The sequence below is a fragment of the Stenotrophomonas sp. STEN029 genome (assembly GCF_056760015.1).
The window spans coordinates 1-13,602 of the sequence record NZ_JBRREC010000114.1; the positions used below are offsets into that span (position 1 = coordinate 1).

Here is a 13,602-nt window from a genome sequence, read left to right on the forward strand (position 1 = left end):
TAGATGCGCCATCACCCTAACCCCTCTCCGGCATGCGGGTGAGGGGACTAGCTCTCCTGCATTTTTCTTTTGCTGCTGCATCGTCGGCTTCGGCAGCGGAAGCCTGATCGCCAGCTGCTGCTTCGGCTGTTGCTTCGGCTGTTGCTTTGGCTGTTGCTTCGGCTGCTGCTTTGGCTTTGGCTGTGGCCTTTGATCCAGCTTCTGCCTTGGCTGTCCCCTCTCCCGCATGCGGGAGAGGGGTAGGGGTGAGGGCAGCTCTTGCTTCAGCTGTTGCTGTTGCCTTCGCTGCCAGTCGTCGAAGCAGCTATAGCCGCCCTGCCCTCCAGCCAATCAGCCCTCTACAACAACCGCACGCTCCACCGGCGGCAAACCGCGCGCACGCCGCACCAACCGCGCCGTGCCGGTACGCAGATCATCCAGCAGCGCGTAGATGGTCGGCAGGAACAACAAACTCACCACCGTCGAGAATGCCAATCCACCCGCAATCGCGCGCGCCATCGGGTAGTACGGCGGCATGCCATCGGCCGTGGTCGTATTCAAGGCAATCGGCACCATCGCCAGGATCGCCGTACCCATCGTCATCATGATCGGCCGCAGTCGCTCACGGCTGCCCTCGATCAAGGCCTCGGTACGCGACACCCCACGTCGACGCAGGTTGTTGATGTGCTCGATCATCACGATGCCGTTGTTCACCACCACGCCCATCAGCACCAGGATGCCGATCACCGCCATGATGTTCATCTCGGTACCGGTCAGCCAGAACAGCCAGTAAACGCCATAGATCGAGAACAGCACACAGGACATGATCGCCGCCGGGAACAGCAACGACTCGAACACCGCCGCCATGATCACCACCATCAGGATCAGGGCAATGAAGATCGCCGTCACCATCTGGTCCATGCCATCAAAGTTGATGTTGAAACCCGCACCGTTGAACGTATAGCCATAGCCCGGCGGGAACTGCACCCGGTCCAGGGTCTCCTCGACCGACTTGCGCGCCTGGTCCATCGGCACGTCCTTGGCCAGGCCAGCTTCGATACGCAACATGGTCTGCCGGTTCAAGCGTTGGATGGAGTTGGCCGCCGGATTGACGTTGACGTCCACCATCGCAAGCAGCGGGATCTCCTTGCCGCTGGAGCTGCGCACCATGAACGAAGACAAGTCCTCGATGCTGTAGTTCTCCGAGCCCGAGAAACGCACATTGACCGGAATCTCGACGTCATCGCGGTGGAAGTCACGCAGCGATGAGCCACGCAGCGCCATGCCCACGAACTGCGCCACCTGCTGGGCACTGAAGCCATACGACGCTGCGCGTTCGCGGTTGACCCGCACCGCCAGCTCGGCATTGGCATCGCCCACGTCCACGCGCACATCGCGCAGTTTGGGATTGCGCGCCAGGATCGGCACGATGTCGTCGGCCAACTCACGCAAGGTCTGGCTTGAATCACCGACCAGACTGAAACGCAGGCCCTGCCCTTCGCTGCCCATGCCACCCGGCCAGCCGATGCCGATCTTGGCGCGTGCCGACTGCGGCAACCCCTTGCGCACCTCTTCCTCGATCTTCTTGCTCTGCTCGCGGTCGTCGATGCTCAGGTACAGGCGCGTCTGCGCCCAGCCCTGTTCGGCGAAACGGCTGTACACGCGCTTGATCTTGAACTCGTCGCGATTGGCGTTGACGAAGTCCTCGACCCGCTGCACTTCCTTGCCCATCTCTTCCTTGGAATAGGAGCCCTTCCATTGGTAGAAGATGTTGATCTCATCCGGATCATTGTCATCGCCACCACCGGTGGTATGGGTCATCGGCCACACGCTGAGCACCGACACCAACACGATACCGGCCACGCTCCAGCCACGGTTCTGCAGGGTCCAGCGCAGTATCCGCGCGTAACGCTCCTGCAGACGGCTGATGAACGGCGACTTCAATGCCGGCGGGGTCTTCATCCGTGCCGACAGCATCGGGATCAGGCTCACTGCTACCAGCCACGAGGCCAGCAACGAGAACGAGATGGTCAGCGCCAACTGGGTCAGGTAAATGGTGATGATGTTCTTCTCGCCGAACATCATCGGCAGGAACACCACGCAGTGACACAAGGTACCGGCCGACAGCGCGATCGCCACGTGGCGGGTGCCGATGATGGATGCCATCTCCGGTTTGCCGGGGTATTTCTCGCGCTCCTGGTAGATGCTCTCCACCACCACCACGGCGTTGTCCACCAGCATGCCCACCGCCAGCAACAAGCCCATCATCGAAATGATGTTCAGGCTGATGCCGGTGAAGTACATGAAGCCCAAGGTCATGATGAAACAGATCGGGATCGCCATCGACACCATCAGCGTTGAGGGCCAATGGCGCAGGAAGGCGTACAGCACGATCACCGACAGCAGCAGGCCGATCGCACCGGCCTCGGCCAGGGCCAGCAGCGAACTGGTGACCGCCTTGCCGGAGTCCCACGCAATCTCGATATCGACACCGCGCAGGGCCGGATCCTCACCCAACAGCGCGACTTCCTTGGTCACAGCGCGCGACAGGTCCACCAGGTTCGCCGAGCGTTCCTTGTAGATGTCCACGCCCACGCTGGGCTTGCCTTCCATGCGCCGCACATAGCTCATGCGCTGCGGTTGCAGGCTGACCTCGGCGATGTCCGACAGGCGGGTACCACGATTGTTGACCGGCAGGTCGCGCAGCTCCTGTACTTCCAGCAGCTCGCCCTTGGGCTGCACGCGCAGGCGGCGGCCGTCCTCGGTGATCTGCCCGGCCGATACCGCGAAGTTGGCTGCCTGCAGCTTCTGCACCAGATCATTCAGGGCAACGCCATGCGCGCTGATGCGGTCCTTGTCCAGCGCGATCAGCACTTCCTGCTTGGCAACGCCTTCCACTTCAACACGGGCCACGCCGGGCAGACGCTCCAGGCGCTGCTTGATGGCACGTTCGATCATGTCGGCGCGCGCGGTCAGGTCCTCGGCACTGTTCAGGCGCAGGCTGATCGCTTCCTGGTCGCTGGTGCTCCAGCGCTGCACGTAATAACGGCGGAAGTCGTCCGGCAACTCGTCACGCACCGCGTCGATACGCTCACGCGCTTCGGACGCGGCCATCGCGATATCGCGGTTCCAGTCGCTGAATTCGACCTGGATCTGCCCACCTTCGGCGTTGGCGCGCGAGTTCATCGTCTTGATGCCGGGCATCGTGGCAATGGCCTCCTCAACCGGCCGCAGCAGGTTGCGCTCCACTTCTTCCGGGGTCGAACCCGGGTATGGCAAGGCGATGAAGAAGAACGGGATCGATGCTTCCGGCTCGGACTCCAGCGGCAGCTTGAACGCAGCAATCAGGCCGATCACCACCATCGAAACGAACAGCATGATGGTGGTGACAGGGCGGCGGATGGACAGCTCGGTGATATTCATCAGCTCAGTCCTTGATGCCGCCGATGGGGTCCTGCTCGTGGCTCAGGACCTGCTCGGCCTGGGCCATCGCCTGGCGTGCACGACGGCCGCGTTCGGCGTAGTACTCGTCCGGCTTGCGATCCAGCAGGTCGTACACCACCGGGATCACCAGCAAGGTCAGCAGGGTCGACACCAGCAGGCCACCGATCACCGTGATCGCCATCGGCGAGCGCACTTCAGCACCTTCACCGAAGGCCAGGGCCAGCGGCAGGAAGCCGAACACCGCACACAGCGTGGTCATCATGATCGGCCGCAGACGCGAACGTGCGCCCTCAACCAGGGCCTCACGCTTGGCCACACCCTCCTCGCGCAGCTGGTTGACCTTGTCGATCAGGATGATGGCGTTCTTCACCACCAGACCGACCAACAGGATCAAGCCGATGAACACCACCACCGAGACCGGTGAGCGCGCCAGCAGCAGCGCTGCAACCGCACCAACCAGGGCCAGCGGAATGGTGAACAGGATGACGAAGGGATGCAGCAGCGATTCGAACTGCGATGCCATCACCAGATAGACCAGGAACACCGCCAAGGCGAAGGCGAACAGCAGCGAGCGGATCGACTCACCCAGCTCCTGGCCCTGGCCACCGATGTGCATGCCGACGTCGGTGCCCAGCGGATTCTTGGCGACCATGCTCTGCACTTCGGTGATGGCCTTGCCCAGGTCGATGTCGCGCAGGTTGGCCGAGACGATGGCCACACGGCGCTGGTCGGCACGGTGGATCTCGCTCGGGCCGGTGGTGGCGATGACGTCGGCCACCGAACCCAGCTCGATCGGCTTGGCACCGCTCGGGTTGACGATCAGGCGACGGATGTCGTTGACCGAGGAACGCTCCGATTCCTGCACGCGCACCAGCACGTCGATCTTGCGATCGCGGAAGCTGTAGCGGGTAGCGACATTGCCCTTGACCTTGTTGACCACCGCATCAGCGATCTGCCGGGTGGTCAGGCCGAGTGCCGCGGCGCGGTCCTGGTCGAATACCACCTGGATTTCCGGGAAGCCCTGCTCCACCGTCGACTTGACGTCGGCATAGTGCGGGTTCTCGCGCAGCATGCCAGCCAGGCGATTGCCTGCGACGCGGATGTCTTCGAGATTATTGCCCTCGATTTCGATTTCCAGCGGCGGCGACAGCGCGAACAGTTCGGGGCGGGCGAAATCCACCTGCGCTGACGGCCAGGCCTTCATGGTCTCGCGCAGCTTTTCGGTCAGTGCCGGCTCCAGCTTGGTGTCTTTCATCACCACCGACAGCTTGCCGATGTTCTCGCCGCTCTCGGTCGGGCTGGCATCCAGACGCGTACCGGTACCGGAGACGCCATACAGCAGGCGCACGCCTTCTTCGCCGGCATGCTTGCGCTGCACTTCGCGCACCAATGCATCGGTCTGCGCCAGTGGCGTGCCCGGCGGCAGCTTGGCGGTCATCTCGAAGCGGTCCTGGGCCAGCTGCGGCAGCAGGTCCACACCCAGCAGCGGCAGCGCAGCCAAGGTCAGACCGAAGGCCAGGGTTGCAAAACCCAGGATCGGCCACGGACGCTTCAATGCCGCCGGCAGCGCGCGCAGGTAGCCGGCTTCAGCGCGACCATACGGCGCCATCGCCAGATCACTGGCCTTGCGCATCACCGGGCCGACCACCGCGGCAATGCCACGGAAGATCCGCACCACGCTCCAGGCCAGGAAATAGAAGCCGTAGCGGAACATCGCGCCGATACCACGGCCTGCATAGGCAGCCGGCTTCTTCCAACGGCTCTGCGGACGCCACGGCTCACGCGGGTCTTCGGCCGGGAACTCCAACGGCGGACGGCCCTTCAGCGCGCTCAGCATCGGGATCAAGGTCATCGACACCACCAGCGACACCGCGATGGCGATCGACACGGTCAAGGCCTGGTCACGGAACAACTGGCCGGCGATGCCTTCGACGAACACCAGCGGCAGGAACACCGCGATGGTGGTCAAGGTCGACGCAACCACCGCCATGAACACTTCGCGGGTGCCCTTGATCGCCGCTTCCAGAATGCCCATGCCGCGCTCACGCGCCTTGGCGATGGATTCCAGCACCACGATCGAGTCATCCACCACCAGACCGGTAGCCAGCGCCAGGCCGCCCAGCGACATCACGTTCAAGCTCAGGCCGAGCTGGCCCATGAAGAAGAACGTGGCGATGATCGAGATCGGCAGCGACAGCGAGATCACGAAGGTGCTCCAGCCATCGCGCAGGAACAGGAAGATGATCAACACCGACAGCAGGCCGCCGATCACTGCATCGATCTTGACGTCCTTGATGGCGTGGCGGATGAAGACCGACTGGTCCTCCACCATCGTCATCTCGATGTCCTTGGGCATTTCCTTGCGGATGGTTTCGAGCCGGGCTTCCAGCGCATCGGCGGTGGAAACGGTATTGGCGTCGCCTTCCTTGTAGACAGCGAGTTCGACTGCTTCATGGCCGGCAGCGCGGATCACCGCTTCGCGCTCCTTGTAGCCCTGGCGCACTTCGGCCACGTCCTTCAAGCGCACGCTGGGTGCGCTGCTGCTGCCATCACTGCGCATCGCCGCGATCACGTTGGGATCGCTACTGCCGAGGATGGCTGACATCAGCTGGCGGTTCTCACCGGTCGAGCTGGCGGTGCTGGAACCACTGGCCGTGGTCAGCAGCATCTCGCGCATCTGTTCGACCGTGGCGAACTGGTTGACGGTACGCACCAGGTAACGCTGCGAGCCTTCTTCCAGACGACCGCCGGACAGGTTCACGTTCTCCTGTTGCAGGCGCTGGATCACCGTGTCCAGCGACAGACCGAGCGCTGCCAGCTTGCGCTGGTCGATATCAACCTGGATCTCGTCTTCCAGACCGCCGCCAACCTTGACCGCGGCCACACCACTGACCGGTTCCAGCTTGCGCTTGAGATCTTCATCGGCGTAACGGCGCAGTTCCATCAGGCGGCGCACGGCATCGGCGTCATTGCCGGCTTCCTGCTTGGACGACAGCGCCAGCCGCATGATCGGCTGGGTGGACGGATTGAAGCGCAGCAGTACCGGCGGCTTGGCCTCCAGCGGCAACTGCAGCGTCTCCATCTTGTCGCGCACGTCCAGCCCGGCCTGCTGCATGTCCGTGCCCCAGGCGAACTCCAGCACCACGTCGCTTTGACCGGTGCGGGAGATCGACTTGAGCTTGCGCAGGCCCTTGACGATGCCCAGCGCTTCTTCGGCCGGCTGCGAAATCAGGGTTTCCACCTCGGCCGGCGCCGCACCTTCGTAATCGGTACGCACGGTCAGGGTGGGATAGCTCAGGTCCGGCAGCAGTTCGACCTTCAGGCTGGACAGCGAGATCAGGCCAAACAACACCAGGGTCAGCGTCATCATCGCGATGGTGACGCGGCGGCGGGTGGCGAACTCGATCAGATCGAAGCCACCGCCGGAAGCCGACGGTCCGTGGTCACTCATTGCTTGGTCGCCTGTGCAGCTGCCGGCGCCTTGGCCGCCGCTGCGACCGCCTTCTCCTTGCCGATCACCTGCACCGCACTGCCTTCACGCAATGCTGCCTTGCCAGCGATGACGACTTCATCACCCTGCTGCAGGCCGTTGCGCACCTCGATGAAGCCGGCATCGTCGTAACCCAGGGCCAGCTCGGTACGCACAGCCTTGCCGTCACGCACCACATAGACCGCCGGCTTGCCGCCGTCTTCCAGCAGCGCGGTACGCGGCACCACCAATGCATCCGCGCGCTGGTCGTAGTTGATGCTCAGGCGGCCGAACATGCCGGCCTGCAATGCTTCCTCACCGGAGAACGTCGTCACCACGCGGAAGGTGCCGGTGCCGTTGTCGACCACCGGCGCAACGCGGTCCACCGTGCCGGTGAACGGCTTGCCCGGCAATGCATCAACCTGCAACGACACGGCCTGGCCCGGCTTGAGCTTGGCGATCTCGCGCTCGGGCACATTGAGGGTGGCTTCCAGCTGGCCGCTGTCGACGATGCGGATGATCGGCGAGTTGATCTGCACGAAGTTGCCCGGCTTGATGTCACGCGAGGCGACCACGCCGCTGATCGGCGCGACTACCGTCGTGTAGGACAACTCCAGCGTTGCCATTCGGTACATCGCCCGCGCGTTCTCCAGGTCATAGCGCAGCTGGTCCACGTCGGCCGCGCTGACCAGTTGCTGCTGCACCAGCTTCTCGGCGCGGTGATAGCTGTTCTCGAGCTTGCGCATCTGCGCCTCGCTCTGTGCAACGCTCAGGCGGGCGCGGTCCGGGTCCAGCCGTACCAGCGGCTGGCCAGCGCGCACCAGTTGGCCTTCTTCGACCAGCACCGCCAGCGCAACGCCGGAGGTCTTTGCGACCACCTGCGATTCAGCGCGGGGCTCCAGCGCCGCAGTACCGGTATAGCTGGCGGCGATGGCACGGCGCTCGGCCTTGGCCACTTCCACCGGCACGGCGTCGCTGGCTTTCTGCTCATCCGGCGTCTTGGCCTTGGCTTCCTCGCCGCCGGCCTTGCAACCGCCGAGCAATAGGGAAGTGGTGATCAGGAGTGCAGCAGCGCAGCTTCCGGTGCGGGCGTGCAGAGTGAAAAGTCGCGACATCGTCTTGTCCCTGGGGATGCGTAGGCAGGTGTTGTAGCAAAGTATTGCACCACCCCACATCAACACCATGCCCCGAAAGTCATGGGTACCACTAGTAGGTATGGGCTACCGCATTGCAGCATCCAAGCACCTGTTCCGAACGGGTAAATACGCGGGCTATACTCGGGCCGTTCCGTATCCCACGGCGGAACCCCAGACCCGCTTACCGGATAAGGAAACCATGCGCTCGCAGCCGCTCGCCGCTTGTTTCGCTCTGGCTTTTGCCCTGACCTTCGGGGCCGCCCAAGCTGATCCGCAGTCTGCTACACCCGCCGTCGCCCCCACCGCCACTGCTCCCGCCGCAACACCGGCAGCGGCCAGCACAGGCAATGCCGCCACCGGCCGGATCCTGGCCTATACCTGCCAGGGCTGCCACGGCATCACCGGCTACAAGAACGCCTACCCCAGCTACCGCGTGCCGAAGATCGGCGGGCAGTCACCGCAATACCTGACCCAGGCGCTGACCGAGTACCGCGAAGGCAAGCGCAAGCATCCGACGATGCAGGCGCAATCGATGAGTTTCAGCCCGCAGGACATTGCTGATCTCTCCGCCTACCTGTCCACCCTCAAATAAGCGCCGACCATGACGAAAGCCACGCACGCACTGCGTTTGTCCATCGCCCTGTTCGCCGCCATGGGTCTGGCTGCCTGCACACAGTCCGAAGTGGAGTCCAGCGGCAAGTCCGCGGCTGACCCGGGCCACGCCAGCGGTGAACACGGATCCAGTTCCTCCGCCGGCCTGCCTGCCGGTCGCATCGCCGCCGGTGAGCACCTGGCCGCTGCCAAGGGCAAGGCCACCGGGCAGAGTTGCATCGACTGCCACGGCGCCGACGGCAACAACCCGATCGACCCGACCTACCCCAAGCTCGGCGGCCAGTACGGCGACTACCTCGCCCACGCGCTGCAGGCCTACCGTGCCAGCACCCGCGACCACATGCTGATGACCCCGCAGGCGCAGAACCTGAGCGATCAGGACATCGCCGACCTCGCAGCCTACTTCGGTAGCAGGCCAAGCCAACTACGCGACTTGCACGGCGTGGATTGAGGTCCACCATCGGGGCACCGCACTGACGCAACAAAGCCGCCCTCGGGCGGCTTTGTTTTCAACACGCTTCGCACTGTTTGTGGGAGCGGCGTAAGCCGCGAAGCTCATGCCGAACCAGATGCCGCATATGCGTTGTGCTTCGGCAGTGCCAGCTTCGCGGCTTACGCCGCTCCTACAAGAACCAACGCGGCATACGAAGCACTGCCGAGCCATCAACGGCTGCCGTTGTCTTCCTGCAACTCTTTCTTGAACGGGATATCCGGCGGTGGCCGCGCTTCCGCTGGCTGCTCCTGCATGTTCGGATTGGTCAGGCCACAGCCGCCACCGAACTGCAGCATCGACACCACACAGGAAATCTTGCTCTTTGAGCCAGGAATCGGAATCTCCACGCTCTTGATGCCCCGGCGCACCCACTCGGCCAGCAAGGACTCGTTCGGCGCCCAGTACTTGTCGAACGAAGTTGGCGTGTAGTCATACGGCGGGCGCTTGAGCCAGGTACCGGACTCGGCGATGCGCTCGCGGCTCCAGGTATCGGAATCACCGCCGGGCGCACCACGCTTGTCCGCGTCCTGCGCCTGCCCCTCGTTGGTACCCAGCCTTACGCTGCCATCGGCATTGAACAGCCCCGTGCCCTTGTCAGCCTGACCGCCAGCGCTGCCAGCGACCTGGCGCTGCGCTGCGCCCCAATCATCGCCACGGTTGGGCGCTGCCCAACCGCCGCTGCGATCCTCGGCTTTCGGACCCGCACCTGCGCTGGTTCCGGCACGCGGGCTCGGAGTGGCAGCCGCCTGCCCGCCAGTGCGCGACGGGCTGGTCGATGCACTTGCTGCCGTTGTACCGGTCGATGCCTGCGTCGCTGCAGTTGCACTCGTCGCCGCCTGCGTGGCGGGCTTGTCTGGCACACCGGGTACCGCGCGCTCACGCACCGCCATCGCCGGTGTCTTCACTTCCACCTGCGCGGCACGCGATGGCAGCGTCGCCATCGCCACCGATTCCTGCGTTGCTGTCTCAACCTGACGTTCGCGCACGCCAAATTCAGGAGTACGGATACGCACCTGTGTTTCGCGCACATGCGGCTGCGTCACCGCTATCGGTTGCTGCGTGGCAACTTCGATCTGGCGTTCACGCACCTGCACCTGCGGCGAACGCAGCTGCACCGCAACGTCTGCCGGCTGGCGTAGCGCCTGTGTTGGCTGCGGACGATCAACCGCGGTCTCAATCGTGCGCTCGCGTACCTGCGCCTGACTGCTGCGCAACGCAGGCGCCGTCACCGTGGCAGGCGGCACCACGAATTCGCTGGTCGGCCGATTAGTCTCCGTCACCTGCAGCGGCTGCTCGCTTGGCTGCTGCGGCACAGGTTTGGACGCATCTATCGGCATCCATTCAGGCTCGAAATCCGCCTCTGCGGCAGAGGTCGCATTGTCCCGCACTGCACTCGCAGCGGGGGCTGCAGACGATTCCCGGGCTGCGGGTGCCGATGGCTCGACCGCAGCAGCGCCGGACTCGGACTGCGCTGCAACTGCCGCCTGCACCCCGGCTGCCTCGGCAGCTTGCGGGGCGCCGCCCCCCTCCTCGTCCGGCGTACCACGCCCGACGAACTCCACCTGCACGCGCTCGCCGTCTTCGGCGTTCTGTTCTGGCACATTGCTGCGCACCAACGCCACCCACAGCAACAGCAGCGCGAACAGCACATGCAGGCCGGCACTGAAAAATCCCGCGAACCAGCGCAGGCCACGCTGATCGCGCGGCGGCGGTTCGCCACCATTCCAGAACAACAATACGATGATTCGCCACAGCGGCAGCGGTGTGGCCACAGCCTCGCGTGGTCGCTGCGGCCGCGCTGCCATGACCCCGGCAGCATCGGCATCGGCAAAGGCCGACAATCCCTTGGATACGCGCGTGCGCAGCCAGTTGCTCCAGCTATACGGCATGCCGGTGCGGCGATCGTGCAGGATGCTGGTCTGCCGGCGCGAAGCCAGCAGACTGATCAGCTCGGTAACCGATGTCACCGGCATGCGTGGTAGCGGCTCAGCCCGCGCCGTCGCGCGGAATATACGGGGCCTGACCGGTTTCGTGGTCGGTGGCGTCACGCACGGCAGTGATGCCCGGCACCCGGCCCATCAAGGTTTTCTCGATCCCCTGCTTCAAGGTCACATCGGCCATGCCGCAACCGTGGCAGCCACCGCCGAAGCGCAGCAACACCACGCCATCGGCCGACACTTCCTGCACCGCGACGCGGCCGCCATGCGACGCCAGCTGCGGATTGATTTCGTTCTCGATCACCCAGCGCACACGCTCGACGATGGACGCTGCATCACCGGGGGCTTCGCCTTTGATCTTGGGGGCCTTGATCGTCAGCTGCTGGGTACCGGCAGCCTGGGTGACGAAGTCGATCTCGGCGCCATCCAACCACGCCACGCTGGTGGCAGCGACATACAAAGTGAAGCCATCGCAGTCCACCGCCCACTCGTCACCGATCAGGTCAGCCGGCTCGGCAAATTCAAGGCGCGCGTCTGCGCTCGGGGTTCCCGGGTCCATCGCGCTCAGGCGCACGCCCATCCCGGGCACGGCCTCGCGTTCGATCAACTTGCGGAAATGTGTTTGGGCGGTATCTGAGATCTGGATCATGCGGGTATTCTAGCCGTGTCTTGGTTGCCACCGATGGGACACTGATTCCAACGGCGGCACAGTTCAGTCATCTGTTATGGAGGTTTGCATGGCCCCTGATCTCATCCCGCTGGCACAAGCGCACTGCAGCCCGCGCCGGGGCAGCGAATACCGCCTCGGTCAGGCCCGCGTCGCCGAGCTGCTGCCCCAGGTGCCGGGCTGGGAGCTGGCCGAGAACGGCCAGGCCCTGACCCGCACATTCCGCTTTGACAACTACCACGGCACCATGGCGTTCGTGAACGCGCTGGCCTGGGTTGCGCACCGCGAAGACCACCACCCCGACCTGGGCGTGCACTACGACCGCGCCGTTGTGCGCTTTTCCACCCACGATGTGGGCGGCCTGAGCGAGAACGACTTCATCTGTGCCGCCAAGGCATCCGCACTAACGGAGCAATGACATGAAACTGCGTCTGCTGTTCGCTGCATTGGGCACCGTGGCTGCACTGAGCGCCTGCAACTCCTCCGACCAACCGGCCGCACCGACCGTCGCCCCGACCGAAGTGGCCGCCGTGCAGACCCCACCGCCGGACTACCCGGCCGAACTGGCCTGCACCGGGGTTGGCGGCAAGAGCGTGCTGCGCGTGGTGGTTGGCCCGCAGGGCACGCCTACCGAAGTTTCGCTGGTCACCAGCAGCGGCAACAGCCAGCTGGACGACTCCGCCGCGCGCCGCGTGCGCGAATGGAAGTTCAACCCGGCCACCCGCAACGGCCAGCCGGTGCCTACCACCATCCAGGTACCGGTCAGCTTCAACCCGCCGGACCCGAAGCCGAATGAGTGCTTTGCCATCGAAGAACGCGCGCGTCGTGGCGGCTGATCACGACTGATGCATCCCGTTACCCCCGAAAATCTATGGATGGCCTTCGGGCTGACCCTGGCTGCCGGCCTGGCGACCACCGTCGGCAGCCTGATGGTGGTGTTCTCCAAGCGCCCCAATCCGCGCCTGCTCGCCTTTGGCCTGGCCTTCGCCGGCGGCGCGATGGTCTATGTGTCGCTGTCGGAGATCCTGAACAAGTCCGTGGCCTCGTTTGCACTGGCATACGGCGAACGTCTCGGCTTCACCTACGGCACGCTCTGGTTCCTGGGCGGCGTACTGCTGGTGGTATTGATTGACCATTTCGTGCCCAACCCGCACGAAACCCTGGACAAGCAGGACCCTGCCTTCAAGGAAAAGAGTCGCAGCAACATCCGCAGGGTCGGCCTGCTCAGCGCTGTGGCCATCACTGCCCACAACTTTCCGGAAGGCCTGGCGACCTTCTTCGCCACCCTCGAAAGCCCGTCGGTCGGCCTGCCGCTGGCCTTCGCCATTGCCATCCACAACATCCCCGAAGGCATTGCCATCGCGGTGCCGGTGTACTTCGCCACCGGGCGCAAGTCCTATGCGGTTTTCGCAAGCCTGCTGTCAGGACTGGCCGAGCCGGTTGGTGCCGCCATCGGCTACTACGCCCTGGCCGGCTCGCTGTCCCACGCCACCTTCGGCGCGGTGTTCGGCCTGATCTCCGGCATCATGGTGTTCCTGGCCTTGGACGAACTGCTACCGGCAGCCAAGCGCTACGCCAAGGGCCACGAGACCGTTTACGGACTGGTGATCGGCATGGCCACGATTGCGGTCAGTCTCGTGCTGTTCAAGTGGTAGGAGGCCCTGGCCGGCGGCAACCAAGCCGGTCCTGAACAAAGCCTCTTGCGGGAGCGGCGTCAGCCGCGAAGCAACAGATCAGTCACGCCGCGAACTTGCTGGCGATTTCAGCAATGCCGGCTTCGCGGCTGACGCCGCTCCCGCAAGAGGCTTTGTTCAGGACCGGCTTGGTTGCCGCCGGCCAGGGCCTCCTACCACTTGAACAGCACG

General features: G+C 64.4%; 10 protein-coding genes. 5 read left to right on the top strand and 5 right to left on the bottom strand.

Translation table 11 applies throughout. From position 1 onward, the window contains the following. Window positions 1-330: 330 nt before the first annotated feature. Genes ACVOLI_RS18585 through ACVOLI_RS18595 form a run of 3 tightly spaced genes read right to left on the bottom strand, consistent with a single transcriptional unit; the run spans window position 331 to window position 8,007 of the window. A complete protein-coding gene (locus tag ACVOLI_RS18585; RefSeq protein WP_481615516.1) occupies window positions 331-3,402 on the bottom strand; it encodes an efflux RND transporter permease subunit in 3,072 nt (1,023 codons plus the stop codon). A gap of 4 nt (window positions 3,403-3,406) precedes the next feature. Continuing rightward, the gene (locus tag ACVOLI_RS18590; RefSeq protein ID WP_481615517.1) at window positions 3,407-6,874 is read right to left on the bottom strand and encodes an efflux RND transporter permease subunit; all 3,468 of its coding nucleotides are present in this window, start codon (window positions 6,872-6,874) and stop codon (window positions 3,407-3,409) included. Further along, window positions 6,871-8,007, bottom strand: coding sequence for an efflux RND transporter periplasmic adaptor subunit (locus ACVOLI_RS18595; protein ID WP_282267617.1), 1,137 nt, complete (start codon window positions 8,005-8,007; stop codon window positions 6,871-6,873). Before ACVOLI_RS18595 ends, ACVOLI_RS18590 begins: the two co-directional genes overlap by 4 nt. Before the next feature lie 220 nt (window positions 8,008-8,227). On the opposite strand from ACVOLI_RS18595, the gene ACVOLI_RS18600 reads away from it, so the two are divergent. Further along, window positions 8,228-8,620, top strand: coding sequence for a c-type cytochrome (locus tag ACVOLI_RS18600; protein WP_481615518.1), 393 nt, complete (start codon window positions 8,228-8,230; stop codon window positions 8,618-8,620). A 9-nt stretch (window positions 8,621-8,629) separates the two neighbouring features. After that, entirely contained in the window at window positions 8,630-9,091 is a 462-nt protein-coding gene (locus ACVOLI_RS18605; protein ID WP_481615519.1) for a c-type cytochrome, read from the top strand. 212 nt (window positions 9,092-9,303) lie between these two features. On the opposite strand, the gene ACVOLI_RS18610 is transcribed toward ACVOLI_RS18605, so the two are convergent. Then, complete coding sequence (locus tag ACVOLI_RS18610; RefSeq protein ID WP_481615520.1) at window positions 9,304-11,106, bottom strand: hypothetical protein; 1,803 nt, start codon at window positions 11,104-11,106, stop codon at window positions 9,304-9,306. A gap of 13 nt (window positions 11,107-11,119) precedes the next feature. Next, window positions 11,120-11,719 (bottom strand): NfuA family Fe-S biogenesis protein, encoded by a 600-nt coding sequence (locus ACVOLI_RS18615; RefSeq protein WP_481615521.1) that lies wholly within the window; start codon window positions 11,717-11,719, stop codon window positions 11,120-11,122. An 88-nt stretch (window positions 11,720-11,807) separates the two neighbouring features. On the opposite strand from ACVOLI_RS18615, the gene ACVOLI_RS18620 reads away from it, so the two are divergent. From ACVOLI_RS18620 to zupT, 3 genes are read left to right on the top strand one after another with little or no spacing between them, the layout of a single operon-like run. After that, window positions 11,808-12,155: a 4a-hydroxytetrahydrobiopterin dehydratase gene (locus ACVOLI_RS18620; RefSeq protein WP_282273013.1), complete on the top strand. Its 348-nt coding sequence runs from the start codon at window positions 11,808-11,810 to the stop codon at window positions 12,153-12,155. A 1-nt stretch (window position 12,156) separates the two neighbouring features. Beyond that, a complete protein-coding gene (locus ACVOLI_RS18625) occupies window positions 12,157-12,573 on the top strand; it encodes an energy transducer TonB (RefSeq protein WP_296252265.1) in 417 nt (138 codons plus the stop codon). A gap of 9 nt (window positions 12,574-12,582) precedes the next feature. Then, the gene (gene zupT / locus ACVOLI_RS18630) at window positions 12,583-13,392 is read left to right on the top strand and encodes a zinc transporter ZupT (RefSeq protein WP_282273017.1); all 810 of its coding nucleotides are present in this window, start codon (window positions 12,583-12,585) and stop codon (window positions 13,390-13,392) included. Window positions 13,393-13,602: the final 210 nt, after the last annotated feature.

Coding starts and splice junctions, on each gene's coding strand:
- ACVOLI_RS18595 (WP_282267617.1), bottom strand. CDS start 8,007: ATGTCGCGACTTTTCACTCTGCACGCCCGCACCGGAAGCTGCGCTGCT.
- ACVOLI_RS18610 (WP_481615520.1), bottom strand. CDS start 11,106: ATGCCGGTGACATCGGTTACCGAGCTGATCAGTCTGCTGGCTTCGCGC.
- ACVOLI_RS18620 (WP_282273013.1), top strand. CDS start 11,808: ATGGCCCCTGATCTCATCCCGCTGGCACAAGCGCACTGCAGCCCGCGC.
- ACVOLI_RS18585 (WP_481615516.1), bottom strand. CDS start 3,402: ATGAATATCACCGAGCTGTCCATCCGCCGCCCTGTCACCACCATCATG.
- ACVOLI_RS18600 (WP_481615518.1), top strand. CDS start 8,228: ATGCGCTCGCAGCCGCTCGCCGCTTGTTTCGCTCTGGCTTTTGCCCTG.
- ACVOLI_RS18605 (WP_481615519.1), top strand. CDS start 8,630: ATGACGAAAGCCACGCACGCACTGCGTTTGTCCATCGCCCTGTTCGCC.
- zupT (WP_282273017.1), top strand. CDS start 12,583: ATGCATCCCGTTACCCCCGAAAATCTATGGATGGCCTTCGGGCTGACC.
- ACVOLI_RS18590 (WP_481615517.1), bottom strand. CDS start 6,874: ATGAGTGACCACGGACCGTCGGCTTCCGGCGGTGGCTTCGATCTGATC.
- ACVOLI_RS18615 (WP_481615521.1), bottom strand. CDS start 11,719: ATGATCCAGATCTCAGATACCGCCCAAACACATTTCCGCAAGTTGATC.
- ACVOLI_RS18625 (WP_296252265.1), top strand. CDS start 12,157: ATGAAACTGCGTCTGCTGTTCGCTGCATTGGGCACCGTGGCTGCACTG.